Annotated in this window: 21 protein-coding genes and 4 tRNA genes; 4 read left to right on the forward strand and 21 right to left on the reverse strand. The window is 59.9% G+C overall.

The window, feature by feature from the left end:
- Positions 1–10: 10 nt before the first annotated feature.
- The 3 genes from QRN38_RS06180 to QRN38_RS06190 form a co-directional block, all read right to left on the reverse strand.
- On the reverse strand, positions 11–838 hold the full coding sequence (locus tag QRN38_RS06180; protein WP_024667534.1) for a substrate-binding periplasmic protein: 828 nt from the start codon (positions 836–838) through the stop codon (positions 11–13).
- Positions 839–958: 120 nt separating this feature from the next.
- Positions 959–1,888: an electron transfer flavoprotein subunit alpha/FixB family protein gene (locus QRN38_RS06185; RefSeq protein ID WP_005769647.1), complete on the reverse strand. Its 930-nt coding sequence runs from the start codon at positions 1,886–1,888 to the stop codon at positions 959–961.
- A complete protein-coding gene (locus QRN38_RS06190; RefSeq protein WP_005769649.1) occupies positions 1,889–2,638 on the reverse strand; it encodes an electron transfer flavoprotein subunit beta/FixA family protein in 750 nt (249 codons plus the stop codon).
- A gap of 523 nt (positions 2,639–3,161) precedes the next feature.
- On the opposite strand from QRN38_RS06190, the gene QRN38_RS06195 reads away from it, so the two are divergent.
- Complete coding sequence (locus QRN38_RS06195; protein ID WP_007244774.1) at positions 3,162–4,817, forward strand: electron transfer flavoprotein-ubiquinone oxidoreductase; 1,656 nt, start codon at positions 3,162–3,164, stop codon at positions 4,815–4,817.
- A gap of 46 nt (positions 4,818–4,863) precedes the next feature.
- Here the strand turns inward: QRN38_RS06195 and QRN38_RS06200 are convergent, their stop codons facing one another.
- Positions 4,864–5,757 (reverse strand): AraC family transcriptional regulator, encoded by an 894-nt coding sequence (locus QRN38_RS06200; RefSeq protein ID WP_057418883.1) that lies wholly within the window; start codon positions 5,755–5,757, stop codon positions 4,864–4,866.
- 181 nt (positions 5,758–5,938) lie between these two features.
- Here QRN38_RS06200 and QRN38_RS06205 point away from each other — a divergent pair, with 181 nt between their 5' ends.
- Positions 5,939–6,991, forward strand: coding sequence for an NAD(P)-dependent alcohol dehydrogenase (locus QRN38_RS06205; protein ID WP_007244776.1), 1,053 nt, complete (start codon positions 5,939–5,941; stop codon positions 6,989–6,991).
- Between the two features lie 11 nt (positions 6,992–7,002).
- Here the strand turns inward: QRN38_RS06205 and QRN38_RS06210 are convergent, their stop codons facing one another.
- From QRN38_RS06210 to leuC, 9 genes are all read right to left on the reverse strand, one after another.
- The gene (locus QRN38_RS06210) at positions 7,003–7,812 is read right to left on the reverse strand and encodes an IclR family transcriptional regulator (protein WP_057416826.1); all 810 of its coding nucleotides are present in this window, start codon (positions 7,810–7,812) and stop codon (positions 7,003–7,005) included.
- Between the two features lie 81 nt (positions 7,813–7,893).
- A complete protein-coding gene (locus tag QRN38_RS06215) occupies positions 7,894–9,204 on the reverse strand; it encodes an MFS transporter (RefSeq protein WP_005769658.1) in 1,311 nt (436 codons plus the stop codon).
- Between the two features lie 221 nt (positions 9,205–9,425).
- Positions 9,426–10,574 (reverse strand): galactonate dehydratase, encoded by a 1,149-nt coding sequence (gene dgoD, locus QRN38_RS06220; RefSeq protein ID WP_057418884.1) that lies wholly within the window; start codon positions 10,572–10,574, stop codon positions 9,426–9,428.
- A 60-nt stretch (positions 10,575–10,634) separates the two neighbouring features.
- Positions 10,635–11,270, reverse strand: a complete 636-nt coding sequence (locus QRN38_RS06225) for a 2-dehydro-3-deoxy-6-phosphogalactonate aldolase (RefSeq protein ID WP_007244779.1) — start codon at positions 11,268–11,270, stop codon at positions 10,635–10,637.
- 1 nt (position 11,271) lies between these two features.
- Positions 11,272–12,276, reverse strand: a complete 1,005-nt coding sequence (locus tag QRN38_RS06230; protein ID WP_057418885.1) for a 2-dehydro-3-deoxygalactonokinase — start codon at positions 12,274–12,276, stop codon at positions 11,272–11,274.
- Positions 12,277–12,441: 165 nt separating this feature from the next.
- Positions 12,442–13,554, reverse strand: a complete 1,113-nt coding sequence (gene asd / locus QRN38_RS06235; RefSeq protein WP_007244780.1) for an aspartate-semialdehyde dehydrogenase — start codon at positions 13,552–13,554, stop codon at positions 12,442–12,444.
- 70 nt (positions 13,555–13,624) lie between these two features.
- Positions 13,625–14,707 carry a 3-isopropylmalate dehydrogenase gene (gene leuB / locus QRN38_RS06240; RefSeq protein WP_057418886.1) on the reverse strand — a complete coding sequence of 361 codons (1,083 nt, stop codon included), beginning with the start codon at positions 14,705–14,707 and terminating at the stop codon, positions 13,625–13,627.
- Between the two features lie 146 nt (positions 14,708–14,853).
- Positions 14,854–15,495 carry a 3-isopropylmalate dehydratase small subunit gene (gene leuD, locus QRN38_RS06245; RefSeq protein WP_005738101.1) on the reverse strand — a complete coding sequence of 214 codons (642 nt, stop codon included), beginning with the start codon at positions 15,493–15,495 and terminating at the stop codon, positions 14,854–14,856.
- Positions 15,492–16,919, reverse strand: a complete 1,428-nt coding sequence (leuC, locus tag QRN38_RS06250; RefSeq protein ID WP_057418887.1) for a 3-isopropylmalate dehydratase large subunit — start codon at positions 16,917–16,919, stop codon at positions 15,492–15,494. The genes leuD and leuC overlap by 4 nt, the downstream gene beginning before the upstream one ends.
- A gap of 145 nt (positions 16,920–17,064) precedes the next feature.
- Between leuC and QRN38_RS06255 the strand changes: the two genes are divergently transcribed.
- Positions 17,065–17,937, forward strand: a complete 873-nt coding sequence (locus QRN38_RS06255) for a LysR family transcriptional regulator (protein ID WP_057418888.1) — start codon at positions 17,065–17,067, stop codon at positions 17,935–17,937.
- A 68-nt stretch (positions 17,938–18,005) separates the two neighbouring features.
- Positions 18,006–20,171, forward strand: a complete 2,166-nt coding sequence (locus QRN38_RS06260) for a putative bifunctional diguanylate cyclase/phosphodiesterase (protein WP_057418889.1) — start codon at positions 18,006–18,008, stop codon at positions 20,169–20,171.
- Positions 20,172–20,253: 82 nt separating this feature from the next.
- Here QRN38_RS06260 and QRN38_RS06265 read toward each other — a convergent pair whose 3' ends face one another.
- The 8 genes from QRN38_RS06265 to gltX all read right to left on the reverse strand — a co-directional run bounded on the left by QRN38_RS06265 (position 20,254) and on the right by gltX (position 25,141).
- Positions 20,254–20,697: an Hsp20 family protein gene (locus QRN38_RS06265; protein ID WP_005769669.1), complete on the reverse strand. Its 444-nt coding sequence runs from the start codon at positions 20,695–20,697 to the stop codon at positions 20,254–20,256.
- 129 nt (positions 20,698–20,826) lie between these two features.
- A complete protein-coding gene (locus QRN38_RS06270) occupies positions 20,827–21,780 on the reverse strand; it encodes a tRNA dihydrouridine synthase (RefSeq protein ID WP_005769670.1) in 954 nt (317 codons plus the stop codon).
- 28 nt (positions 21,781–21,808) lie between these two features.
- Positions 21,809–22,270 (reverse strand): acyl-CoA thioesterase, encoded by a 462-nt coding sequence (locus QRN38_RS06275; RefSeq protein ID WP_005769671.1) that lies wholly within the window; start codon positions 22,268–22,270, stop codon positions 21,809–21,811.
- 751 nt (positions 22,271–23,021) lie between these two features.
- Positions 23,022–23,097 (reverse strand) — tRNA-Glu (locus QRN38_RS06280).
- Between the two features lie 44 nt (positions 23,098–23,141).
- Positions 23,142–23,217: transfer RNA gene (locus QRN38_RS06285), tRNA-Ala, on the reverse strand.
- A gap of 52 nt (positions 23,218–23,269) precedes the next feature.
- Positions 23,270–23,345, reverse strand: a tRNA-Glu gene (locus QRN38_RS06290).
- Between the two features lie 89 nt (positions 23,346–23,434).
- Positions 23,435–23,510 (reverse strand) — tRNA-Ala (locus QRN38_RS06295).
- Positions 23,511–23,659: 149 nt separating this feature from the next.
- Entirely contained in the window at positions 23,660–25,141 is a 1,482-nt protein-coding gene (gene gltX, locus QRN38_RS06300) for a glutamate--tRNA ligase (RefSeq protein WP_007246316.1), read from the reverse strand.
- Between the last annotated feature and the right edge of the window lie 171 nt (positions 25,142–25,312).

Consider the following 25,312-nt stretch of genomic DNA (forward strand, 5'->3'; position numbering starts at 1 on the left):
AAAAACATTCCTACTTGTTTGGGACGCTGGCGCTGGCAGGTTGCAACAACTGGGCTTTCCACAATTCCAGGTTGTGCCTGATGACGTCGCCCGCAAGGCCGGAGGCGGCCGATTCTGCCATCTTTTTCGCCAGCTGTCCGCGCAACCATGGATCGTTGCAGGCCGAATTGAACGATAACGCCAGATACAGGCCCGGCGTATCAACCGGCAACGGTTGTGCAATCAGGTCTGCCGACAGGCTCAGCGTCTGCACCATGACCATCCCGGCATACCGCCCGGCCAGCACATAATCCACCTCGCCCAGCGCCAGTTTCTGAAAGGCCGGCGTCAGGCCCGACACGCGCTCCAGAGTCAGATGTTGCCGGGTCTGTGCTTCAAACAACGGCGTCAGGCGGGTCTTTTCCGAGATAGCGCCGGGATGCCCGTACAGTTCGCTGATGGCATTGAACGGTACGGCATGATCGCGGCGCGTCCAGACCATAATGTCGTTCTGCACGATCGGCGGATGAATGTAATCGAGTGATTCAAGCTGTGCGGTATTCATCGGCGCATCAGCCAGCAGATCCATACGCCCGGTGCGCACCTCTTCAAGCGCCTGGCTGCGCTTGCCGCCGTACACAACCTCGAGCTTGATGCCCAGTTCGCCCGCCGCCTGCGTCAATAGATCGGCATTGGCCCCCATCAGGCGCTTAGGGTCCTGAGGGTCACGCCACAGATAAGGCGGCGCGTCGGGGCTGCCAGTCACGATCAGGCGCTCGCACTTGCCGGCAGCGAATGCCAGCGTCGGCAGCATGACCAGCCCGAGTAAAAGCGACGACAGCAGCCGGGAATGGCACATGAAAAGTCCTTTTGAAAGTCAATAAAAAACCCGTTCTGTCCGGGCAAGCGCACTGCAGGCAAGCTGCTGGCACGCAAACCCCGAACGGAACGGGCTCTCTTTATAGTAGAAGCGCGTGGCTTAGACCAGCTTCTCCAACTCGGGAATGGCTTCGAACAAATCCGCCACCAGACCGTAATCAGCCACCTGGAAGATCGGCGCTTCTTCGTCCTTGTTGATCGCGACGATCACCTTGGAGTCCTTCATGCCGGCCAGATGCTGAATCGCGCCGGAAATACCGACGGCAATGTACAGCTGTGGCGCAACGATCTTGCCGGTCTGACCGACCTGCATATCGTTGGGCACAAAACCGGCGTCAACCGCAGCGCGGGAAGCGCCGACCGCAGCGCCAAGTTTGTCGGCCAGGGTGTACAGGTGCTTGAAGTTGTCGCCATTCTGCATGCCGCGACCGCCGGAAACGACGATCTTGGCGGCGGTCAGTTCAGGACGATCGGACTTGGCCAGTTCTTCACCGACGAAGCTCGACGTGCCGGCGTCGTGAGCAGCCGACACCGCTTCAACGGTGGCCGAACCACCTTCGGCAGCCACCGGGTCGAAACCGGTGGCACGCACGGTGATGACCTTGACCGAGGCGATGGACTGCACGGTGGCAATCGCGTTACCGGCATAGATCGGGCGGGTGAACGTGTCAGCCGAGACCACCGAAACGATCTCGGAGATCTGATCCACATCCAGCTGCGCAGCGACGCGCGGCAGGATGTTCTTGCCATTGGAGGTGGCAGCGGCCAGAACGTGGCTGTGGCCGGCGGCCAGTTCGACCACCAGCGGCGCAACGTTTTCAGGCAGTTGATGCGCGTAGGCCGCATTGTCGGCGACCAGCACTTTACTCACGCCAGCAATTCTGGCTGCGGCTTCGGCAACAGCGCCGATACCGGAACCTGCAACCAGCAGATGAATATCACCGCCGATCTTCTGGGCGGCAGCAACGGTGTTGAGCGTAGCCGGGGCTACGGTCGCATTGTCGTGTTCAGCGATAACCAGGATCGTCATTTAGATTACCTTCGCTTCGTTTTTCAGTTTCTCGACCAGTTCAGCCACCGACTTGACCTTGATACCGGCGCTGCGTGCAGCCGGCGCTTCGACCTTGAGGGTCTTGTTGGTCGAGGCCGTGGACACGCCAAGCGCATCGGGCGTCAGCACTTCAAGCGGCTTTTTCTTGGCCTTCATGATGTTGGGCAGCGAGGCGTAGCGCGGCTCGTTCAGACGCAGGTCTGTGGTCACGATGGCGGGCAGGCTCAGGGAAACGGTCTGCAGGCCGCCGTCGATTTCGCGGGTCACGGCAACCTTGTCGCCGGTCACTTCGACTTTCGACGCGAAAGTACCTTGCGGGTAGCCGCTCAGCGCAGCCAGCATCTGGCCGGTCTGGTTGTTGTCGCTGTCGATCGCCTGTTTACCGAGGATCACCAGGTGTGGCTGCTCCTTATCGACCACGGCCTTGAGCAGCTTGGCCACGGCAAGCGAAGTGAGTTCTTCTGCGGACTCAACCAGCACGGCACGGTCTGCACCCAGCGCCAGAGCCGTACGCAATTGTTCCTGAGCGGTGGTCGGCCCAATGGTCACGACCACGATTTCCGTTGCCACGCCCTTCTCTTTCAAGCGCACCGCTTCTTCAACAGCGATTTCGCAGAACGGGTTCATGGACATTTTGACGTTGGCAAGATCGACGCCGGAGTTGTCCGCCTTGACGCGAACCTTGACGTTGTAGTCGACCACTCGTTTGACAGCTACAAGAACCTTCATGGATTCCTCACTCTCCGGTGAAAAGATGTCGCCCGGCACTACCAGGCGATCGATAAGTGTCCTCAACAAGCAATCGCAATATGTGCAGGCCAGCGGCAGGGCTTTAAAAAGCCTTATAAATGCCGGGCATCACCCGTCAAGCAGCGGCAGGGTGTGTAAAATGCGCCGTGCGACGTTGACCTGTTGCCTGCACCGCGTTTGCCTGATGCCTTTTGGGAGATTCTGTCGAACCTCGTTTCAGCCTACGGCAAACGCAAAACCGCCCGTATCTTGACCGTTACGCCTTATCCGGTCAATACGCCAAATCGGCCAGTTCCGGGTCTGGCGTCTATGATTTATCTGGCCTGCGGCCGATTCAAACAAACGTTTGTATTGGACCCGTGCAGTGGTGTAGATATAATGCGTGCCATTAAAAAGGCAGGCGGTGTCTAACACCTCCATACGCCCAGACTTCGGCCTGCAGCGACACATAAAGCAGTGCCACATAAAAAACACCGTGAGCCTTGAGAGTAGGAGATAGCCTGTGGAACGCGAATACATGGAATTCGACGTCGTCATCGTCGGAGCCGGCCCTTCCGGGCTTTCTGCCGCTTGCCGCCTTAAACAGAAGGCCGCTGAAGCCGGGCAGGAAATCAGCGTCTGCGTGGTGGAAAAAGGCTCCGAAGTCGGCGCGCACATTCTGTCCGGTGCCGTGTTCGAACCGCGCGCACTGAACGAGTTGTTTCCGAACTGGCAGGAATTGGGCGCGCCACTCAATACGCCGGTCAAGCGCGATGACATCTACGTGCTGCGCGACGCCGAAAAAGCCCAGAAAATCCCCGACTTTTTCGTGCCAAAGACCATGCACAATCATGGTAACTACATTATCTCACTGGGCAATCTGTGCCGCTGGCTCGCCCAGCAGGCTGAAAACCTGGGCGTGGAAATCTACCCGGGCTTTGCGGCCCAGGAAGCGTTATTCGACGAAAACGGCGTGGTGCGCGGCATCGTCACCGGTGATCTCGGCGTCGACCGCGAAGGCAACCCGAAAGAAGGCCTGTACACCCCCGGCATGGAACTGCGCGCCAAGTACACGCTGTTCGCCGAAGGCTGCCGTGGCCACATCGGCAAGCAGTTGCTCAAGCGCTTCGACCTCGACAACGAAGCCGACGTGCAGCACTACGCCATCGGCCTGAAGGAAATCTGGGAAGTCGATCCGGCCAAACACGAACAAGGCCTGGTGGTGCATACCGCAGGCTGGCCACTGGATGATGCCAATCCGGGCGGCTCTTTCCTGTATCACCTGGAAAACAATCAGGTGGTGGTCGGCCTGATCGTCGACTTGTCCTACACCAACCCGTACCTGTCACCGTTCGATGAATTCCAGCGCTACAAGCATCACCCGGTCATCAAGCAGTACCTGGAAGGCGGCAAACGCATCAGCTACGGCGCACGCGCCATTGCCAAGGGCGGCCTGAACTCGCTGCCGAAAATGGTCTTCCCTGGCGGCGCGCTGATCGGTTGCGACCTCGGCACCCTGAACTTCGCCAAGATCAAGGGCAGCCACACTGCCATGAAGTCCGGCATGCTGGCTGCAGAATCGGTAGCGGACGCCCTGTTCGCCGGCAAGGAAGGCGGCGACGTGCTGACCGCCTACGTCGATGCCTTCAAAGCCAGCTGGCTGCATGCGGAGCTGTTCGCCAGCCGCAACTTTGGCGTGGCGATCCACAAGTACGGCGCGATCAAGGGCGGCGCATTCAACTTCATCGATCAGAACATCTTCGGTGGCAAGCTGCCGTTTACCCTGCACGACACTAAGCCGGATTACGCCTGCCTCAAGCTGGCGGCGGACTCAAAGAAGATCGATTACCCCAAACCCGACGGCAAGCTCAGTTTCGATAAACTCAGCTCGGTATTCCTCTCCAGCACCAACCATGAAGAGGAACAACCCTGCCACCTTAAGCTGACCGATCCGAGCATCCCGATCAGCAAAAACCTGCCGCTGTACGACGAACCGGCCCAACGCTACTGCCCGGCAGGCGTGTACGAAGTCATTACCAGGGAAGATGGAGAGAAACGCTTCCAGATCAACGCGCAGAACTGCGTGCACTGCAAGACCTGCGACATCAAGGACCCTTCGCAGAACATCACCTGGGTGGCACCGGAAGGCGCTGGCGGACCGACCTACCCCAATATGTGAGGTGAAGCAGCTGCAAGTTGTAAGCGGCAAGCTTAGAGCTTGCAGCTTATGGCTTGCAGCTAGCCTCTCCAGGACTCCGTTCAAAATAGCGTTTGTATTCCCGACTGAACTGTGACGCGCTCTGATAGCCGACCCTGAGCGCGACCTGGGCCACGTTCAATCCATCGGCTACCAGCAATTGCTGGGCCTTGAGCAGGCGCAGGCGTTTGAGGTACTGCACAGGCGACAATAACGTGCTGCGCTTGAAGTGTTCGTGGAAGGTCGAGGTGCTCATGTTCGCGCAGCGGGCCAGGGTGTCGACGTTCAATGCGTGATCGTAATGATCATGCAGATACGTCACCGCCGAGGCGATCCGCGCAAACTGCCCCTGCTGCTCGACCAGCGCCCGCAATACACCCGATTGCGGGCCGCGTAGCGCGCTGTACAGCACTTCACGAATACGCGCCTGCCCCATCGCCTGACACTCCAGCGGATCGTGCAGACAGCGCAGCAGGCGTTCGACGCTGTCGCGCATCGCAGGGTCGATGCGTACCGATGTCATGGACTCCGGGGTCTGCATCTGGCTTTCCTGGCCGCTGGCCGGACCCATCGCTTGCACCAGCTCGCCAAGCAGCACGCGGTCGATGGCCACCGACACGCCATACAGCGGCTTGCCCGGGGAGGCGAAGGTCTCGCATTTGAACGGCACCGACAGCGCCTGAATCAGGTAATGCCCAGTGCCGTATTCAAAAGTGCGCGGCCCCAGACAGGCGACTTTGCTGCCCTGCACCACAATCATCAGGCTCGGCTCGTAGATCTGCGGGCTACTGGCCACATAACCAAAAGCCGACAGCACACGGACCTCGGGCAAATGCGTGGCCACAAAGCCGGGACGTACCGCCAGCGGCTGAATCAGGGACACAAGCGTGGCATTGCCATCAGGGGAAAAAGCGAGTGACATGGAAAGCAGGCCGACAGAGAAATAGACAGCTGTATAATCGCAGATTTGCGCGCCGGAGCCGACCCCGAATTATCCGGCCGGAGGAATAGGCATGAAACACGGAGGATTCACCATAGCCGCGCACTCTCCATACAAGGACAATTGCTTGCCTCTGTTTCTGTAACACTCTGTGAGGTCAACAATGTACACAGCTATCGGCTACGCCGCTCAATCAGCTACCGCCCCCCTCGCCCCGATGACTTTCGAACGTCGCGCTCCGCGTGCCGACGACGTGGCCATCGAAATCCTGTTCTGCGGCGTCTGCCACTCTGACATTCACCAGGCGCGCAACGAGTGGGGCATCGCTGTCTACCCGCTGATGCCCGGCCACGAGATCGTCGGTCGCGTCACCGCCACTGGCGCCAACGCCACCAAATACAAGGTCGGTGATCTGGTCGGTGTCGGTTGCATGGTCGACTCGTGCCGCGAGTGCTCGGCCTGTAAATCGGATCTCGAACAGTATTGCCTGGAAGGCCCGACCATGACCTACGCCACGCCAGACCGCGTGGACGGCAGCAACACCATGGGCGGTTACTCGAACAGCATCGTGGTCGCCGAGCACTTCGTCGTTCGCGTTCCGGAAAAGCTCGACCCGGCCGCAGCCGCTCCGATTCTTTGCGCAGGCATCACCACTTATTCGCCACTCAAGCACTACGGCGTCAAGGCCGGTGACAAGGTCGGTATTCTGGGCATGGGCGGTCTGGGCCACATGGGCATCAAGTTCGCCAAGGCAATGGGTGCTGAAGTCACCCTGTTTACCCGCTCCGCAGCCAAGGCTCAGGAAGCACGTCGCCAGGGCGCCGACCATGTGATCGTTTCCACCGATGCCGAACAGATGAAGGCCGCGGCCGGGCATTTCGACTTCCTGCTCGACACCATTCCGGTGCAACACGACCTGAACCCCTACCTGGAAACGCTGCGCTTTGACGGCGTGCATATTCTGGTCGGTCTGATCGAACCTATCGAGCCGCCCGTCCATGCAGCCCATCTGGTGATGAGCCGTCGCGTGTTGGCCGGTTCGTTGATCGGCGGCATTGCCGAAACCCAGGAAGTGCTGGATTTCTGCGCCGAGAACGGCATCACCTGCGACATCGAAATGCTCGATATCCGCAACATCAACGAAGCCTACGAGCGCATGCTGGCCGGTGACGTGAAATACCGCTTCGTGATCGATATGGCCACATTGCAGGCCTAATTGGCCAGGAATCAGCCGCCGAGATCGGCCGAGAGTTCCGCTGCTATCTGTTTGATCAGCGGAACCAGCTCGGCCATTTTCTCCAGCGGCATGTAAGGCACGGTACTGGCGACACTGATGCCGGCAACAATCTGTTTGCTGGCATCACGTACCGGCGCTGCGACACAACGAATCGACGGTTCGTTGTCCTCCAGGTCAAACGCATAACCGCCCTGCACGTACTCCTCCCTTCGCGCTTTAAGCTGTTCCCAGGTTTGCTGCTCATGAGCAGGCCACAGCGGGTTTCTACCTGACGCCGGCATGCTGACCTCGTACAGCCGCTGCCACTCTGCTTGCGTACTGTCCAGCAACAACGCCTTGCCGATACCGGTGCGCACCAGCGGCATACGGTGCCCGACCCGCGAGCGCATTTCCGGTCCGTTGCGACCAGGGTTCTTGTGCAGGTACAACACGTCGTCCCCCTCCCGAACCGCCAGATGCACCGTATCGCCGGTCAGTTCCGACAGCCTATCCAGATACGGGCGGGCGAGAATGGCCAGCGGCACTTCTTCGCGCGCCTGAAAACCCAGCTCGATCAGCTTCGGCCCCAGCAAATAACCCACTTGCGGCACCACCCGAAGGTAGCGCTCCTCGACCAGGCAACTGGCCAGCCGGTGAGTAGTGCTGCGCGTGGTGCCGATCAGCCGGGCGATCTCTTTCAGGTCCCGTGCGCCACTGGCCACCGCCTGAACCACGCCAAGGCCGCGCAACAGGGTCTGGGTCCCGCTTGGCGCCGGTTCTTTGCCAGTGGTTTTTTCAGGGATGATCGAATCGTTGTGCATGACAGGCCAGGTTCAAATAGGGAAAGGTTCGGATCAGCAAGCTGGCAGCATTATCGCCGCCAGCGTCCGCACGCGTCGACATCAGAGTTCGATACGCTCCACCTTCCCAACCAGCAGGATGTAAGACAGCGCGCCCAGCAGTGCCAACGCCGAAATGTAGGTGATGGCTGGCGCAAACGAGTCACCGGTTGCCAGAAAGCCGATCACGATCGGTGTGGCGATGGCGGCGAGATTGCCGATGAAGTTGAACGTGCCACCGGTCAGGCCCAGCAAGCGCGCCGGGGCCAGGGTCGAGACCAGCGACCAGGTGATCGATGCCAGACCGTTACCGAAAAACGCCAGCGCCAGGAAGGTGATGACCAGTGGTGTGGAATCGACGAAGTTGGCGCCGATGATCGACGTGGAAATCAGCAGCCCGGCAATGATCGGCAATTTGCGGGCAAAGCCCACGCTATGGCCACGGCGGATCAGCCAGTCGGAGAAAAACCCCGAACACAACACCCCGACAAACGCCGCCAGAAACGGCAATGACGCCAGCAACCCGGACTTGATGAAGTCCATGCCGCGGTATTTGACCAGATAGGTCGGGAACCAGGTCAGGAAGAACCACAGCGTGGAGTTCAGGCAGAACTGCCCCAGATAGATCCCCCACAGCTTACGCTTGCTCAGCACGATGCCCAGGTCCAGCCAGCTGAAACCCTGCTTCTGCTTGTCGGCTTCGGTCTGGATGTCCACCAGTCCGCCGCCCTCTTTGATCAGGTCGATTTCCTGTTGGTTAACGCCTTTGAAGTCACGCGGTTCGCGATACACCGCGTACCAGATCAACGCCCACAACACGCCGACGCCACCCGTTACGACAAACACCATGTGCCAGCCGTAGTGCGCCTGCAACCAGGCCAGCACCGGCGTCAGAAACGCCAGACCGACGAACTGCCCGGAGGTGTAAACGCCAATGGCGGTGGCGCGCTCGCGCTCTGGAAACCAGGTGGTCACCACACGACTGTTGATCGGATAGGCCGGTGCTTCGAGCGCACCGACGGCCATGCGCAGCACGAACAGTGCGATGAAGCTGGCGGCAAAGCCGAGCATGATGGTCGCGATGGACCACAGCAGCAGTGCGGCGGTGTAAAGGATGCGCGGCGGCACCCGGTCCACCAGCCAGCCACCGGGCAATTGCATGGCGGCGTAGGTCCAGCCGAACGCCGAGAAGATCAGCCCGACGTGCACCGTATCAAGGCCCAGTTCGGCGGTCAGTGCCGGGGCGGCTATGGACAGGTTGCTGCGGTCCAGGTAGTTGATCACCACTGTAATGAACAGCAGCACCATGATGAAGAAACGTTTGCGGGACGGCGTCACCAGCGACGCCGCGCCTTCCATCGTACGAGTACGCATGGCCTGTAGCCTCTTGTTGGATTTATTGAGGTCTGTGCTTCGATATAAATGAGCTGAAGACACGCTGATTCTCGTCCCCACGCTCCGCGTGGTGATGCATTTCGTGACGCTCTGCGTCACATACATGCGCCGCGTAGCGCCCTCAAAATCGGACGCAGAGCGTCCAGAACGGCATTCCCACGCAAAGCGTGGGAACGATGATCACGGAGATTTACTGCGCCCTACCACTCCGCAAAACTGCCATCGGCATGACGCCAGATCGGGTTGCGCCAACGGTGGCCGATGGCGGCGCGTTCGATGACGTATTCTTCGTTGATTTCGATGCCCAGGCCCGGCCCGTTGGGGATCTTGACCATGCCTTTGTCGTAGTCGAACACTTCCGGATGCTTGACGTAATCGAGCAGGTCGTTGCTTTCGTTGTAGTGAATGCCCAGGCTTTGTTCCTGGATAAAGGCGTTGTAACAAACCGCATCCAGTTGCAGGCACGCCGCCAGCGCAATCGGCCCCAGCGGGCAATGCAGCGCCAGCGCGACGTCGTAGGCTTCGGCCATGTTGGCGATCTTGCGGGTTTCGGTGATACCGCCCGCATGCGACGCATCCGGCTGAATAATGTCGACGTAGCCCTCACTCAACACCCGCTTGAAATCCCAGCGCGAGAACAGCCGTTCGCCCAAGGCAATCGGCGTGCTGGTCAGCGGTGCCAGTTCTTTCAGGGCTTCGTAGTTTTCGCTGAGCACCGGTTCTTCGATGAACATCAGCTTGTACGCATCCAGCTCTTTCATCAGCACCTTGGCCATCGGCTTGTGGACGCGACCATGGAAGTCCACACCAATGCCGACATTCGGCCCCACCGCATCACGCACGGCAGCCACATTGGCCAGCGCCAGATCGACCTTGTCGAAGGTGTCGAGAAATTGCAGCTCCTCGGTGCCGTTCATTTTCACCGCCGTAAAGCCGCGCTCGACGGCTTCTTTGGCTGCACGCGCCGTGTCGGCAGGACGGTCGCCGCCGATCCACGAGTACACACGGATCTTGTCGCGCACCTGGCCACCCAGCAAATCACTCACCGAAACACCCAGCGCCTTGCCCTTGATGTCCCACAACGCCTGATCAATGCCGGCCAGTGCGCTCATGTGGATCGCGCCGCCCCGGTAAAAACCGCCGCGATACAGTACGGTCCAGATGTCTTCGATGTTGCGCGGGTCCTTGCCGATCAGGTAATCGGACAGTTCCTCCACAGCAGCGGCCACGGTGTGTGCGCGACCTTCGACCACCGGCTCGCCCCAGCCGACAACGCCCTCGTCAGTCTCGACCTTGAGGAAGCACCAGCGTGGCGGAACGATGAACGTGGTGAGTTTGGTGACTTTCATGGGTGCGGTTTCTCTTGTTGACTCTCTTATTGGATAACGGCTATCGAACAGCGATGCCGATCAGTCTGCAAGCCCTGCGGTATGTAGCTTCCAGGCAGCCACATAAGCCTTGGCCCGCTCGGCGACGTCGGCAGCGCTCATACCCGGTTTGAACAGCCCGGAGCCCAGGCCGAAACCTTTCACGCCGGCGTCCAGAAACACTTTCATGTTGTCTGGCGAGATACCGCCGACCGGCAGCACAATCGTGCCCTTGGGCAGCACCGCCAGCCACGCCTTGACCACCGCGGGCGACATCTGCTCGGCAGGAAACAGCTTCAGCACGTCAGCACCTTCGGCCAGCGCGGCAAACGCCTCGGTCGGCGTCGCCACGCCCGGCGACAAGAACAGCCCGGCCGCCTTGGCTGCACGCAAGACGTTGGCATCGCTGTGCGGCATGACAATAACCTGCCCTCCGGCATCCTTGACCTGCGTCACCTGCTCCGGGGTCAGCACCGTGCCAGCACCGATCAGGCAATCGGCAGGCAGTTGCTGACGCAGCAAGCGAATGCTGTCGAACGGCTGTGGGGAATTGAGCGGCACTTCGATGACCCGAAACCCGGCCTCATACAACACGTCGCCAATCGCCGGTGCCTCTTCGGGGCGCAGGCCGCGCAGAATCGCGACCAGACCGTTTTCCTTCAATGCTTGCTTGAGCATGTCAAACCTCTTGAATGTGTTGGGATGGCTGGCGTGCGATCAGGCCCGCCTGCACCGCGACCTGCCACAGGCCGCGCTCGGTCGCCTGTTCGGCCAGTGTCACTTGCGGGAAACCACAGACCGTCAGGCCACGTGAATAACGCGCGCACAGCGCTTCGCTGCCGATGAGGATCACCGCAGGCAATTGTTCATGGGTATGCAGATGCAGCCTGGCGATGGCACCCAGTTCATGGCCGATCAGCAGACCGGAAAGGTAGTCCGGCTGAGCGCTCGCCGCCAGTTGCCCGGTCAGGCCGAGCGTTCGGGTGCTGAAAATGGTGGAAAGCGGTCCGGCGGACCCGGTGTCCGACAGGGCAATTGACAATCCGCGATCAAACGCCTGGTCATCAAACGCCTCGGCAGGCTGCATGGTGCGCCCCAGAATGGTGTGCGCGCACAGGGCGGCGTAGACCTCGCCGGTCATGAAGGTATCAAAATGAACGATGCGCCCGCGCATGACCTGCACCCATTTGGAATGGCTGCCCGGCAGGCCAATCAGCAGGGGCTGGTTGTCGAGTTGCGTCTCCAGCCCGGCCAATACGCCGAGCACCTGGGTTTCTTCGCCACGCATGACGTTGGGCAGGGTCGAACGTTGCAGTACGCCCGGAATGATATGCACGGTCACCCCACTCTGGCTGCGCACCGTTTGCAGCGCTGCGCTCAGTTGGTTGACGCTGGCCGGAGTTTCCCGATAAGCCGCCTCGCGCCAGCCCTGCGCGCTGCCGACCATGCCACAGGCAATCACCGGCAGGCCGGGCTCGGCGTCAAGCCAGTCGCCGCAGGCCTGATCGAAAGCCAGTTCAAAACCGTCACTGCACAGCTGCCCGGAAATCAGACGCGGCGTGGTCGGCAACTGCATGATGCCCGCGCTCAGGGCGCGCTGTTCCAGCACCTGGCCGTGTTCGCCAAGTCGATAAGCACGAAGGGAGGTCGTCCCCCAGTCGAGTGCGATCAATTGCGCCTGCATTGCTTCACCTGTTGTTTTATTGGAAGTGAGTGCCAGACGACTATAAACCTGTTGTCATACTTATCTCAATATGTAAATTACAATCCCACATAATGGGATTTTAACAGTGAGACATTAAAAAACCCGCTGCCCTTTCAGACAGCGGGTTTGGTGTAAACCGAAGCATCAACGCTCCAGCAGGATCCTCAGCATGCGCCGCAGCGGTTCAGCCGCGCCCCACAGCAGCTGATCACCGACGGTGAAGGCGCCCAGGTACTGCGAGCCCATGTTCAGCTTGCGCAGACGGCCCACCGGCACACTCATTGTGCCGGTCACCGCCGTCGGGCTCAGCTCTTGCGCGCTGGCTTCGCGGGTATTCGGCACCAGCTTGACCCATGGGTTGTGCTGGCTGATCAAGCCTTCGATGTCCGCAATCGGCACATCCTTGTTCAGCTTGATGGTCAGTGCCTGGCTGTGACAGCGCATGGCGCCGATGCGCACGCAGATGCCGTCGACCGGGATCGGGCTCTTGAAGCGACCGAGAATCTTGTTGGTCTCGGCCTGGCCTTTCCACTCTTCGCGGCTCTGGCCATTGGGCAGCGCCTTGTCGATCCACGGGATCAGACTGCCGGCCAGCGGCACGCCGAAGTTCTCGGTCGGGAACGACTCGCTGCGCATGGCTTCCGCCACCTTGCGGTCGATATCCAGAATGGCGCTGGCCGGGTTGGCGAGTTCATCCGCAACAGACGCGTGCACCGCGCCCATCTGCTTGATCAGTTCACGCATGTTCTGCGCGCCGGCCCCGGAGGCCGCCTGATAGGTCATGACGTTCATCCACTCGACCAGCCCGGCGTCAAACAGGCCGCCCAGGCCCATCAGCATCAGGCTGACCGTGCAGTTGCCGCCGATGTAGTTTTTGGTGCCCGCGTCCAGTTGCTGGTCGATGACCTTGCGGTTGACCGGGTCGAGCACGATAACCGCGTCATCCTGCATGCGCAGGCTGGAGGCCGCATCGATCCAGTAACCCTGCCAGCCCGCTTCGCGCAGCTTGGGGAACACCTCGTTGGTGTAATCGCCGCCCTGACAGGTCAGCACCACGTCCAGGGTTTTCAGTTCGTCGATGCTGTAGGCATCTTTCAGCGGGGCAACGTCCTTGCCCACCGAAGGCGCCTGGCCACCGACATTGGAGGTAGTGAAGAACACCGGCTCAATGAGATCGAAGTCCTGCTCTTCCCGCATCCGCTGCATGAGCACGGAACCGACCATGCCACGCCAACCGATCAGACCTACACGTTTCATCGCAACTGCACCTTGAATAAAAGTGGGACCGCCGCCCTGCGTGTGTACAGCAGGCGGCGGGCCAGAGAGATTACAGATTCCGTAGCGCGGCGACTACTGCATCGCCCATTTCCTTGGTACCGACTTTGACTTTGCCCTCGGACCAGATGTCGCCGGTGCGGATACCCTGATCCAGCACCAGGCTGACGGCCTGTTCGATGGCGTCGGCAGCGGCGGTCAGGTTGAAGCTGTAACGCAGCATCATCGACACCGACAGAATGGTGGCCAGCGGGTTGGCAATGCCTTGGCCGGCGATGTCCGGAGCCGAACCGTGGCAAGGCTCATACATGCCCTTGTTGGCGGTGTCCAGCGAAGCCGACGGCAGCATGCCGATGGAACCGGTGAGCATCGACGCTTGATCGGACAGAATGTCGCCAAACAGATTGTCGGTCACGATCACGTCGAACTGCTTGGGCGCACGCACCAGTTGCATGGCGGCGTTATCGACGTACAGGTGGCTCAGTTCGACTTCCGGGTAATCCTTGGCGACCTGCTCGACAATTTCGCGCCACAGCTGGCTGGACGCCAGTACGTTGGCCTTGTCTACCGAGCAGAGCTTTTTGCCACGCACCATGGCCATGTCAAAACCGACCTTGGCAATGCGACGGATTTCGCTCTCGCTGTACGGCAGCGTGTCGTACGCCTGACGCTCGCCATTGTCCAGCACGCGAGTACCGCGTGGCGCGCCAAAATAGATGCCACCGGTCAGTTCGCGAACGATCAGGATGTCCAGGCCCGCGACGATTTCCGGCTTGAGGCTCGAGGCGTCCGCCAGTTGCGGGTAGAGAATCGCCGGGCGCAGATTGCCGAACAGGCCCAGTTGCGAACGGATTTTCAGCAGGCCGCGCTCAGGACGGATGTCACGCTCGATGGTGTCCCATTTCGGGCCGCCCACCGCGCCGAGCAGTACCGCATCGGCCGCACGGGCGCGGTCCAGTGTCTCGTCGGCCAGCGGCACGCCGTGCTTGTCGATGGCCGCGCCGCCGATCACGTCGTGGGTCAATTCAAAACCCAGTTGATACTTCTGGTTGGCCAGCTCCAGCACCTTGACCGCTTCGGTCATGATCTCGGGGCCAATACCATCACCTGGGAGAATCAGAATCTGCTTGTTCATAACATCCTCGATGTGTGCAGCGGCACCTTGGGTGGCGCCTTTTTATAACGCTGAATACGGCAAAAAATTTATCACCTGGCTAAAACACTGTTGCCAGCAAGGTGCAACGGCACCTTACTGGCAAACAAGCCTGCGGTGGCTACTGATCAGTCGCGAAACAACCATGGCTGGCTGGCGCGATGCTTGCCTTCAAAGCTGGCAATGGCGTCGGCGTCCATCAGCGTCAGGCCGATGTCATCCAGACCGTTAAGCAGGCAGTGCTTGCGGAATGCATCGATTTCAAAGCTCAGCACCTCGCCGTCAGGGCGGGTCACTGTCTGCGCCTGCAGATCAATGCTCAACTGATAGCCAGGGCTGGCCTCGACCTGCTTGAACAGTTGATCGACGTCGTCTTCAGCCAGAATGATCGGCAGCAGGCCGTTCTTGAAGCTGTTGTTGAAGAAGATGTCGGCATAGCTAGGGGCGATGATGGCGCAAAAACCATACTCTTCCAGCGCCCAGGGTGCGTGCTCGCGGCTGGAACCACAACCGAAGTTTTCCCGCGCCAACAGCACGCTGGCACCCTGATAACGTGCGTTGTTGAGCACGAAATCATGGTTCAGCGGGCGCTTGGAGTTGTCCTGATACGGCTGGCCCACATCCAGATAGCGCCACTCATCGAACAGGTTCGGGCCAAAGCCCGTGCGCTTGATCGACTTGAGAAACTGCTTGGGGATGATCTGGTCGGTGTCGACGTTGGCGCGATCCAGCGGAGCGACCAGGCCATTGTGCTGGGTAAAGGCTTTCATGCTGGATTCCTCAATTCGCGAACATCGATGAAACGGCCAGTAACCGCTGCAGCAGCAGCCATCGCCGGGCTCACCAGATGCGTACGACCACCTGCGCCCTGACGGCCTTCAAAGTTACGGTTGGAAGTTGACGCGCAATGCTCGCCGGAGCCGAGGCGATCCGGGTTCATGGCCAGGCACATCGAACAGCCCGGCTCGCGCCATTCAAAACCGGCGTCAATGAAGACCTTGTCCAGCCCTTCTTTCTCGGCCTGCGCCTTGATCAGCCCCGAGCCTGGCACCACGATGGCCTGCTTGATGGTTGCAGCCACCTTACGGCCCTTGGCAACGTCCGCCGCGGCGCGCAAATCTTCGATGCGCGAGTTGGTGCAGGAGCCGATGAACACCCTGTCCAGCTGGATATCGGTGATCGGCTGATTGGCTTTCAGGCCCATGTATTTCAAGGCGCGCTCAATGGAGCCACGCTTGACCAGGTCCGGCTCCTGCGCAGGGTCCGGCACGTTCTGATCGACGGCCAGGACCATTTCCGGCGAAGTGCCCCAACTGACCTGTGGCTTGATCTGTGCGGCATCCAGCTTGACCACGGTGTCGAACACCGCATCAGCGTCGGACACAAGATCCTGCCAGGCCTCGACGGCAAGGTCCCATTCAGCGCCCTTCGGTGCAAACGGGCGGCCTTTGACGTATTCGACGGTCTTCTCGTCAGTGGCGACCATGCCGACCCGCGCACCGGCCTCAATGGACATATTGCAAATGGTCATGCGGCCTTCGATCGACAGGTCACGAATCGCGCTGCCAGCGAACTCGATGGCGTAACCGTTACCGCCTGCGGTGCCGATCTTGCCGATAACCGCCAGCACAATGTCTTTGGCAGTCACGCCGAACGGCAATTGCCCTTCGACCGACACCAGCATGTTCTTCATCTTCTTGGCCACCAGGCACTGGGTCGCCAGCACATGCTCGACCTCGGAGGTGCCGATACCATGGGCTAGCGCGCCGAATGCGCCGTGGGTCGAGGTGTGCGAGTCGCCGCAGACCACGCTCATGCCCGGCAGGGTTGCGCCCTGCTCCGGGCCGATGACGTGGACGATGCCCTGACGCGGGTCATTCATCTTGAATTCAGTGATGCCGTATTCGTCGCAGTTGTCGTCCAGAGTCTGCACTTGCAGGCGCGACACCTGGTCTTCGATAGCCTCAATCCCGCCCTTGCGTTCCGACGTGGTCGGCACGTTGTGGTCGGGGGTGGCGATGATCGAATCGATCCGCCACGGCTTGCGCTTGGCCAGGCGCAGGCCTTCAAACGCTTGCGGCGAGGTCACTTCGTGGATGATATGACGGTCAATGTAGATCAGCGCCGACCCGTCGTCGCGCTGTTTGACCAAATGTGAATCCCAGAGCTTGTCGTAGAGCGTTTTCCCGGCCATCGGACGTACTTCCTCATCAGCTTGTTTCTATGCCTTGGGCAATCGTGACGATGACCCCTTGGCTTGTGCGGTCATCCTATGGAATGTGCTTAAATAACTCAAATTCATAATTTTCATGCTTTGGATAACCAAGTGGAATCCGACTATGGACCTCGCCAATCTCAACGCCTTTATAGCCATCGCCGAGACCGGCAGTTTCTCGGGTGCCGGTGAGCGGCTGTACATCACCCAGCCTGCCATCAGCAAGCGCATCGCCGGTCTGGAGCAGCAGCTCAACGTGCGCTTGTTTGATCGCCTGGGCCGCGAAGTCAGCCTGACCGAGGCCGGTCGCGCCCTGCTGCCGCGCGCCTACCAGATCCTCAATGTGCTGGACGACACGCGCCGCGCACTGACCAACCTGACCGGCGAAGTCAGCGGCCGGCTGACCCTGGCAACCAGTCACCATATCGGCCTGCATCGCCTGCCGCCGGTGCTGCGGGCGTTTACCCGTGCCTACCCCGAGGTTGCGCTGGACATTCAGTTTCTCGATTCGGAGGTGGCCTATGAGGAAATTCTTCACGGGCGCGCCGAGCTGGCAGTCATTACACTGGCGCCCGAGCCCCATGCGTTGATCCGCGCCATGCCGGTGTGGGACGACCCGCTGGACTTCGTCGCCGCGCCGGAGCACCCGCTGGCCAACAGCGGGCCGATGCAACTGGCGGATATCGTGCGTTACCCGGCGGTGTTTCCGGGCAGCAACACGTTCACCCACCACATTGTCAGCGGGCTGTGCGAGGCCGAGGGCCTGAAGCCCAATATAGCCATGAGCACCAACTACATGGAGACCATCAAGATGATGGTCTCCATCGGCCTGGCCTGGAGCGTACTGCCGCGCACCATGCTCGACGAACAGGTGGCGCGCATTCCTTTGCCGGGCGTGCAGCTCAATCGCCAGCTAGGCTACATCCTGCACACCGAACGCACGCTGTCGAATGCCGCCAGAGCATTCATGAAATTGCTCGATGCGCAGACACAGTGAGTAGACCATGCTGCGCCGCAGCAGACTGATCGCTTTATCGGCTTTATTCAGCAAAGGCTCGTGATCACATGCTCAACCTTCCGCCCGACTCCGTGCCGCAAGCCCCTGCACAGCCAACCTCCAGCGGGCGGTCGACGACAGACACGGAGCGCATTCTCGAGGAAACCCGCGCGCGCCTCGAACTGGCGCTGGACCTGGCGCAGATGGGCACCTGGGACCTGAACATCACGCACAGCCGGCTGCAAGCCTCGGCGCGTGCATCGTTTCTGCACGGCATGGACGCACAGCCCTTCGACGATGACTCCAGGCTGTTTTTCGACAGGTTGCCCGCCGAGGAGCGCGATCGGGTCCGCGCGGCCTACACAGCGGCACTTGAAAGCCGGCAGGATTGTCTGCAGATGACCTACCGCTTTCAAATGAAAGACGGCACTTCACGCCTGATTGAAAGCCGTGCACGGATCTACAGGGATGAAATTGGCAACCCCGTCAAGTTGGCCGGCACCCTGCTGGACATCACCCAACAGTGCGCTCAGGCGGCGCTTGAGGCCAGCGAAGAGAAATTTGCCAAAGCGTTTCACTCAAGCCCTGACTCGATCACCATCACTGAAATCGAGTCCGGTCGCTATGTCGAGGTCAACGACGGCTTCTGTCGCCTGACCGGCTTCAGCGCCAGAGAAGTGCTTGGCCGTACCGCCCACGAAATCGGCATATGGACCGACACCGTGCAGCGCGAGTTCATGATCGACGAACTTCGCCAGAAAGGCCGGATGCACCACCGGGAAATGAACGGGCGAGACAAAAAAGGTGCGCCGCTGGTGCTGGATGTATCGGTCGAGTTCATCACCCTGAACAATACCGCCTGCCTGCTGATGAATGCCCGTGACATCGGCCAGTTGAAAAGTGCCCAGGCGCAGATCCAGCACCTGGCGTATCACGACCCGCTGACCGGCCTGCCCAATCGCGCCCTGTTGATGGATCGTCTGAGCCAGCAAGTGTCGCTGCTCCAGCACCAGAACCTGCGCGGTGCCTTGTTGTTTCTTGACCTGGACCACTTCAAACACATCAATGACTCACTCGGCCACCCGGTGGGCGACAGCGTCCTGAGCGTCATTGCCGCACGCCTGGAAGCCAGCGTGCGCCAGGAGGACACCGTGGCCCGACTGGGCGGTGACGAATTTGTGGTGCTGATCTGTGGCCTGGACGGTTCTCTCGAGCACGTCACCCATCAGGTGCGCGTGCTGGCAGACAACCTGCGCGTGCTGCTCGCCGAACCGATGTTCCTCGACGGTCATCGCCTGCAGGTCACACCAAGCGTCGGCATCGTGCTCATCCCGGACGACGGCCTGACCCCTGCCGACCTGCTCAAGCGTGCCGATATCGCCCTGTATCGCGCCAAGGACTCCGGGCGCAACGCCTCGCAGTTTTTCCATGTCTCCATGCAACAGGCGGTCAGTCAGCGTCTGCGCCTTGAAAACGACCTGCGCCTGGCGCTCACCCGCAACGAATTTCACCTGCACTTCCAGGCGCAGGTCGATTGCCGCACCAATCAGATCACCGGCGCGGAAGCCCTGCTGCGCTGGCAGCACCCCGAATACGGGCTGCTGGCGCCCGACCAGTTTGTCCAGATACTGGAAGAGAGCGGCATGATTCTGGAGGTTGGCAGCCGGATTCTCGACGATGCCTGTAAAATCGGCGGGCTTCTGCTGAGTCAGGGGCTGGTCTCGAAAGACCGCTTTCTGATGGGCGTCAATGTCAGTCCGCGTCAGTTTCGCCAGAGCGACTTTGTCGAGCGCGTCGAACACAGTCTCAAACAGCATCACTTGCCGGCGACCATGCTCAAGCTGGAAATAACCGAAGGCATCGTCATCCAGAATCTGGACGACACCATTCTCAAGATGCGCACCCTGAGGGACCTGGGTGTAGGCTTTGCGATGGACGATTTCGGCACCGGCTATTCATCGCTCACCTACCTCAAGCGCTTGCCGGTGGATACGCTGAAGATCGACCAGTCATTCGTTCAGGACGCCACCAGCGACCCCAACGACGCAGAAATCATCCGCGCCATCGTCGCCATGGCGCAGAGCCTCAACTTGCACGTGATTGCCGAAGGCGTCGAAACCCCGGAGCAACTGGCGTTTCTTGAGCGCGTGGGTTGTTACAACTATCAGGGCTACCTGTTCAGCGAGCCACTGCCAGGGCCTGAGTTCGAGACGCTTCTGCAACTCAGGCGCTAGTTGCAGAGGTCTGCTTCTATCGAATGAAAACAGCAAAGGCGCCCGAAGACGCCTTTGTTGTGTGTTGCGTGCTGCGTATTGATCAGCTGTTCAGTACTTTCTGAGTATTGAGCGGAATACGCTTTGGTTTCGCTTCTTCCGGCACGTTGCGCACCAGGTCGATGTTCAGCAGGCCATGAGAAAGATCGGCCCCTTTGACTTCAATATTGTCCGCCAGCCTGAACGACAGCTTGAATTCACGCCGGGCAATACCCTGATGCAGATACGTTACGTTATCAGCTTCTTGCTCACGCTTGTTGCCGATGACGGTCAATACACCCTTCTCGACTTGCAACTCGAGATCCTGCTCTTGCATGCCTGCTGCAGCGATCACGATGCGGTAATGATCATCGGTATGCCGCTCCACGTTGTAAGGAGGGTAACCGCTGGCTGTCTCATTTCGCGCCGCCGACTCGAAAAGGTCGTTGAAGCGGTCGAAACCCACGGAATGACGAAAGAGTGGAGCCAGTGAAAATGCAGTCGCCATGATAATTTCTCCTGTTTGTCAGCGAGTGGTTTACGCGACCCGTATTCGGCATCGCTTGATCACCAAAATAGGGACGGCCGTTTGCTTTTCAAGAGAGGTTTTTCAGGTTTTTTTGACCGTTCGTCAGGGTCAGCTTTTAGTGGAGCAACCGAGCAGTACGGTGATTCGGTCGCAGTCGGTTTCGCGACGCAGCGTATTGAACATCAAGGTCGCTTCGGGGTAGCTCTTGGTCAGCAGCACCAGCCATTGCTTGAGGCGACCCGGTGCCTGAACAAGCGTCATCTTGACCAGGCAGGCTTGCCAAAAGGTGCGCAACATTGGCTGCAACTCAGCCCAGGTCATCGGCACCACCTCTTCGCCCTTCTGCGCCGCAGCAATCTGCCGGGCCAGATCAGGGCGCGCCACCAACCCGCGACCAATCATGATGTCCCGCGCGCCGCAGATTTCGCGGCAGCGACGCCAATCCTCAACGGTCCAGATCTCACCGTTGGCGACTACCGGGACCTTGACCACTTCCTGAATGCGCGCAATCCACTCCCAGTGCGCGGGCGGCTTGTAGCCGTCGACCTTGGTGCGTGCGTGAACGACGATTTGCGCTGCCCCGCCGTCGGCCAGCGCTCTGGCGCAATCCAGCGCGCCGTCGGTATTTTCGTAGCCCAGGCGCATCTTGGCGGTGACCGGTATGTCTTTGGGCACAGCACGGCGCACCTGGCTGACGATGGTGTGCAGCAATTCCGGCTCTTTGAGCAGGATTGCGCCGCCTCGCGAGCGGTTGACGGTCTTGGCCGGGCAACCGAAGTTCAGGTCCAGCACCGGTGCACCCAGTTCGCAAGCGAACGCCGCGTTCTCGGCCAGACACACCGGGTCGGAGCCCAACAGCTGGAGCCGTAACGGCGTGCCGGCATCGGTCTTCGCGCCGTTGTGGAACTCCGAAGCGTACTTGTAGAAGTAATGCGCCGGCATCAAACGCTCGGACACCCGAATGAACTCGGTCACGCACCAGTCGATGCCACCCACTTTCGTCAGGGCATCGCGCAGGATGTCGTCAACCAGCCCCTCCATGGGCGCCAGAGCAATTTGCATGGGTCATACTCGAAAAAAGTCCGGCAGTTTACTGCCCGGCGTGCGGATTGGGAACGTCGCTGTCGGGAATGGCTGCACCGTAGCCTTCGATGAACTCGGCGGGCATGCGTTTGGGCCGACCGCTGGACAGTTCGATGCAGACAAAGGTGGTTTGCGCGCGTAATAGCGTCAGGTTGTCGGCAGGCCGCTTGAGCTGAAAGCAGCGGGTCATTTTCAGGCGGCGGTCCCAGTCGGTGATCCAGGTTGCCAGTTGCAGTTCGTCGCTTTCGTAGGCGCTGGCCAGGTAGTCGATCTCGTGCCTGACCACTGCCATGGCCCGGTCCAGACGCTGATATTCGGTCAGGTCCAGGCCCAGAAACTGCGAATGCCGCCAGGCGCAGCGCTCCAGCCAGGAGACATACACGGCATTATTGGCATGCCCCAGCCCATCAATGTCTTCGGCGCCGACGTTCAGGTCAATGACGAAAGGCGTTGCCCGATCCCAGACCATGCGTGCTCCTGCTTGAGTGGATGTGATTGGCGGGAGTGTAACGAAGTCAGGATCCGTGGGAGCGAACTTGTTCGCGAAATGGCCCGTACAGTCGCAGAAATCGGGTCGCCTGAAACACAGTCTTCGCGAACAATGCGGATCGCCGCCCCGGTCGCCCCCAGCCCTTCGGGCAGAAGCAGGCTTGTGCATGACTATCGTGCCGATGCTCCGCGTCGGCATGCAGTTCTGGACGCTCTGCATCAAAGCGGTTCTGCAATGTCAGTGATGTCTGTTTCCGGCTCAGGTCACCTTTTCGCCCCTCGGCGACTCACTTTGAGGGACCAAAGTGAGCAAAGTCCCGGCTCCGTTTCCGGCCCGACTTCGTCGGGTTCCTTCGCCCTGACACTGATCCGGGGGTCGCCGCAACGTGCCATCCCTGGCACGGTGCGGCTAGCTCGGCGTCCTGCCGAGCCACCCCCGGATCAGTGTCAGGGCTCAGCCGTCACTTACGTCGCAATCGGCGTCGTCAGTGATATCGCGATGAAAAAGCGCTTTCGTTTATGTGCAGTGATTACCGGCAAGGCATGACGTCATGCTACGGCGTAGATGCGATGAGGGGTGCCACCTGATGCGTGCAAACGCACTGGCACGAGACTTAGTCAGGGTTATGTATGAAGAATAAGAATCAGAAAGAAAGGGTTTTCAAACCCCGGAAAAACAAAAGGGCCATTCAATAATCGAATGACCCTTGGTCCCGCAGAGCGGGAAATCGTGGCGTCCCCTAGGGGACTCGAACCCCTGTTACCGCCGTGAAAGGGCGGTGTCCTAGGCCACTAGACGAAGGGGACGCAAACCTTCAGTCAGGATCACCGAGCGGTGAACCCTGGCAAATTGGTGGAGCTTAGCGGGATCGAACCGCTGACCTCCTGCATGCCATGCAGGCGCTCTCCCAGCTGAGCTAAAGCCCCGGATTTATCGCCTCGCGGCGGAGATCAACGTTGAAGTATCACTCGGTGAAACTGGCGTCCCCTAGGGGACTCGAACCCCTGTTACCGCCGTGAAAGGGCGGTGTCCTAGGCCACTAGACGAAGGGGACAAAACCTTCTCGTAAAAGCAAACGGTCGCTGGATCCGTTTGTTTCACATCGAATCAGAACAATGTAGCTGCGCTCTGAAACGCTAAATTTGGTGGAGCTTAGCGGGATCGAACCGCTGACCTCCTGCATGCCATGCAGGCGCTCTCCCAGCTGAGCTAAAGCCCCACATCAGTGGACGGGGCGCATATTAAGCGTGAGTCGCTGAGCTGTCAAATTTATTTTTTGCAATTTCCAAAGTTTTTTGTCGGTAATACAACCACTTACCCTTCAACCCCCGGAAAACCGGGGGCGATTCAGACCTGCGGGCATGTCCCTCAGGCGATGGCACCCAGCAGCTTTTCCCATTCTTTGTTTTCTTTCTTCGAAACGCCGCCCAGCAAATCGAGTGCCTGGCGCAGGCGGAAGCGGGTCAGGTCAGGCCCGAGGATTTCCATCGCGTCGGTCACCGAGACCGAATTGGCCTGACCGGTGATCGCTGCAAACATCAGTGGCATGGCGTCACGCAACTTGAGTTCGAGGTGCTCGACGACGGCCTGGATGCTGCCCATGATCCGCTCCTTCTCCCACTGACGCAGCGATTCGAGCTTCCACAGAATCAACTGCATGACCTGACGCACCTGATCCGGCGACAGCTTCTTGTGCTCGAACAGTTTCACATCAGGCGTGACGCCGCCCGCGAAGAAAAAGCCTGCCAGCGGCGCGACCTGGCTGAAGGTCTCTACCCTGCCCTGCACATGCGGCGCGATCTTCATCATGTATTCAGGGTTCAGTGCCCAGGTCTGTAGACGCGAGGCGAATTCCTCGACCGGCAGCTCACGCAGCCACTGGCCGTTGAGCCAGGAGAGCTTCTCGATATCGAAGATCGGCCCGCCCAGCGAAACACGCGACAGGTCGAAGTGGTCAACCATCTCCTGCAGCGAGAACTTCTCGCGCTCGTCAGGCATCGACCAGCCCATGCGGCCCAGGTAGTTGAGCATCGCTTCAGGCATGAACCCCATGCGCTCGTAGAAGGTCACAGAGGTCGGGTTCTTGCGCTTGGACAGTTTGCTCTTGTCGGGGTTACGCAGCAGCGGCATGTAGCACAGCTGCGGCTTGTCCCAGCCAAAATACTCGTAAAGCTGGATCAGTTTCGGCGCCGATGGCAGCCATTCTTCGCCACGCAGTACGTGGGTGATGCCCATCAGGTGGTCATCGACCACGTTGGCCAGGAAGTAGGTCGGTAACCCGTCGGTCTTCATCAGGACCTGCATGTCCATGCGGTCCCACGGGATTTCGACTTCGCCACGCAGCATATCCGGCACCACGCAGACGCCTTCGGTCGGCACTTTCATGCGGATGACGTGCGGCTCGCCGGCATCCAGGCGGCGCTGGACTTCCTCTTTAGAGAGCAGCAAGGCACGACCGTCGTAACGCGGGGTTTCGCCTTTGGCCTGCTGCTCGGCGCGCATCTCGTCGAGTTCTTCGGCGGTACAGAAACACGGGAAGGCATGACCCAGTTCGACCAGTTGCTGCGCGTATTTCTGGTAGATATCGCCCCGTTCGCTTTGACGATACGGACCGTGTGGACCGCCGACGTCCGGGCCTTCGCTCCATTCGATGCCCAGCCAGCGCAGTGCGTCGAAAATCTGCTGTTCGGACTCGCGGGTCGAGCGCAACTGATCGGTGTCTTCAATGCGCAGAATAAACTCGCCGCCGTGCTGTTTGGCAAAGCAGTAGTTGAACAGCGCGATGTAGGCCGTGCCGACGTGAGGGTCGCCGGTGGGCGATGGCGCGATGCGGGTACGAACGGTGGTCATGGAAAATCCCGAAATAGGTCGATCAAGCGCGGAATGTTAACAGGCCGGGGGCATGCGGCTCCAGCGTGAAAGGTAATCGCCGGAACACCTATCGTTCCGCACGCTCTGTGGACTGCCCCCCCGGAAGTTGGACAGTTTTAGCTTGCCGCCTGAGTCCTGTATTTTACGGGG

Source organism: Pseudomonas sp. CFBP2511 (assembly GCF_030209255.1).
Lineage (GTDB): Bacteria > Pseudomonadota > Gammaproteobacteria > Pseudomonadales > Pseudomonadaceae > Aquipseudomonas > Aquipseudomonas avellanae.

Excerpts from the sequence above, each read along its gene's own strand:
- QRN38_RS06275 (WP_005769671.1), bottom strand. The coding sequence starts at position 22,270 with ATGGTCTGGGATCGGGCAACGCCTTTCGTCATTGACCTGAACGTCGGC.
- QRN38_RS06230 (WP_057418885.1), bottom strand. The coding sequence starts at position 12,276 with ATGCAGGCGCAATTGATCGCACTCGACTGGGGGACGACCTCCCTTCGT.
- dgoD (WP_057418884.1), bottom strand. The coding sequence starts at position 10,574 with ATGAAAGTCACCAAACTCACCACGTTCATCGTTCCGCCACGCTGGTGC.
- QRN38_RS06270 (WP_005769670.1), bottom strand. The coding sequence starts at position 21,780 with ATGCAAATTGCTCTGGCGCCCATGGAGGGGCTGGTTGACGACATCCTG.
- QRN38_RS06200 (WP_057418883.1), bottom strand. The coding sequence starts at position 5,757 with ATGTCACTCGCTTTTTCCCCTGATGGCAATGCCACGCTTGTGTCCCTG.
- QRN38_RS06255 (WP_057418888.1), top strand. The coding sequence starts at position 17,065 with ATGGACCTCGCCAATCTCAACGCCTTTATAGCCATCGCCGAGACCGGC.
- QRN38_RS06260 (WP_057418889.1), top strand. The coding sequence starts at position 18,006 with ATGCTCAACCTTCCGCCCGACTCCGTGCCGCAAGCCCCTGCACAGCCA.
- gltX (WP_007246316.1), bottom strand. The coding sequence starts at position 25,141 with ATGACCACCGTTCGTACCCGCATCGCGCCATCGCCCACCGGCGACCCT.
- QRN38_RS06265 (WP_005769669.1), bottom strand. The coding sequence starts at position 20,697 with ATGGCGACTGCATTTTCACTGGCTCCACTCTTTCGTCATTCCGTGGGT.
- leuB (WP_057418886.1), bottom strand. The coding sequence starts at position 14,707 with ATGAACAAGCAGATTCTGATTCTCCCAGGTGATGGTATTGGCCCCGAG.
- QRN38_RS06185 (WP_005769647.1), bottom strand. The coding sequence starts at position 1,888 with ATGACGATCCTGGTTATCGCTGAACACGACAATGCGACCGTAGCCCCG.
- QRN38_RS06190 (WP_005769649.1), bottom strand. The coding sequence starts at position 2,638 with ATGAAGGTTCTTGTAGCTGTCAAACGAGTGGTCGACTACAACGTCAAG.
- QRN38_RS06180 (WP_024667534.1), bottom strand. The coding sequence starts at position 838 with ATGTGCCATTCCCGGCTGCTGTCGTCGCTTTTACTCGGGCTGGTCATG.
- QRN38_RS06205 (WP_007244776.1), top strand. The coding sequence starts at position 5,939 with ATGTACACAGCTATCGGCTACGCCGCTCAATCAGCTACCGCCCCCCTC.
- asd (WP_007244780.1), bottom strand. The coding sequence starts at position 13,554 with ATGAAACGTGTAGGTCTGATCGGTTGGCGTGGCATGGTCGGTTCCGTG.
- QRN38_RS06210 (WP_057416826.1), bottom strand. The coding sequence starts at position 7,812 with ATGCACAACGATTCGATCATCCCTGAAAAAACCACTGGCAAAGAACCG.
- QRN38_RS06215 (WP_005769658.1), bottom strand. The coding sequence starts at position 9,204 with ATGCGTACTCGTACGATGGAAGGCGCGGCGTCGCTGGTGACGCCGTCC.
- leuC (WP_057418887.1), bottom strand. The coding sequence starts at position 16,919 with ATGGCCGGGAAAACGCTCTACGACAAGCTCTGGGATTCACATTTGGTC.
- QRN38_RS06225 (WP_007244779.1), bottom strand. The coding sequence starts at position 11,270 with ATGCTCAAGCAAGCATTGAAGGAAAACGGTCTGGTCGCGATTCTGCGC.
- leuD (WP_005738101.1), bottom strand. The coding sequence starts at position 15,495 with ATGAAAGCCTTTACCCAGCACAATGGCCTGGTCGCTCCGCTGGATCGC.